The 839-nt window shown below is 40.5% G+C and carries 1 protein-coding gene; it reads left to right on the forward strand.

Annotation, left to right across the window (positions count from 1 at the left end):
* Positions 1–839 (forward strand): MFS transporter (locus ACFIK8_RS10700; RefSeq protein ID WP_375669414.1); only part of this gene is annotated, 839 nt, incomplete at both ends.

The following is an 839-nucleotide window of genomic DNA, read 5'->3' on the forward strand; positions in this document are numbered from 1 at the left end:
ATCGGTTCTTCGCATTCCATGGTTGGGCTTGTTCAAAGTGCTACAACATTACCACTTGTTATGTTTTCTCTGATGGCAGGAGCATTAGCTGACAATTTTAATCGGCGTCAAATTATGTTGTGTGCGCAGATTATGATGATGGTTATATCAATGAGTTTGGCTGGTTTAGCTTATATGGGGGTTCTAACACCTTGGCTTTTATTATGCTTTACGTTTTTAATTGGGTGTGGAACTGCCTTTTATAATCCTTCATGGCAGGCAACAATAGGAGATATTGTGAGTAGGGAAAACATTCCTGCTGCCGTTAGTTTGAACAGTGTCGGTTTTAATTTGATGCGTAGTGTAGGTCCTGCTATTGGTGGTGCCATCATTGCTACTCTGGGCGCAGCCACAGCTTTTTTGTTCAATGCGGTAAGTTACATTCCTTTAATTGGTGCTTTGTTTTTATGGAAACAGAGCTATAAAAATAACCTCTTGCCACGCGAGAGACTTTTAGGGGCTGTCTCAGATGGTTTGCGTTATGTTGTGATGTCACCTAATCTTCTAAGTATTATGGTCAGAGCGTTCCTTTTTGGTTTTGGGGCGATTTCGATTTTGGCACTCTTGCCAATTGTTGTGTATAAAATTCTTGGAGGAAATGCACTTCTTTATGGTACATTGCTCGGTTGTTTTGGTCTGGGAGCGATGACAGCAGGCCTTATTAATTCATCTGTACGGCATTATTTTCGTTCAGAGACGATTATTGCAAGTGCGTTTATTGGTTTTGCTTTTTCCTGCTTTTTTTTAGCAATGAGCCGTTCGCTCATTGTAATCCATATTGCTTTATTTCCTGCAGGTTT

Source organism: Bartonella sp. MR168JLCBS, assembly GCF_042194175.1.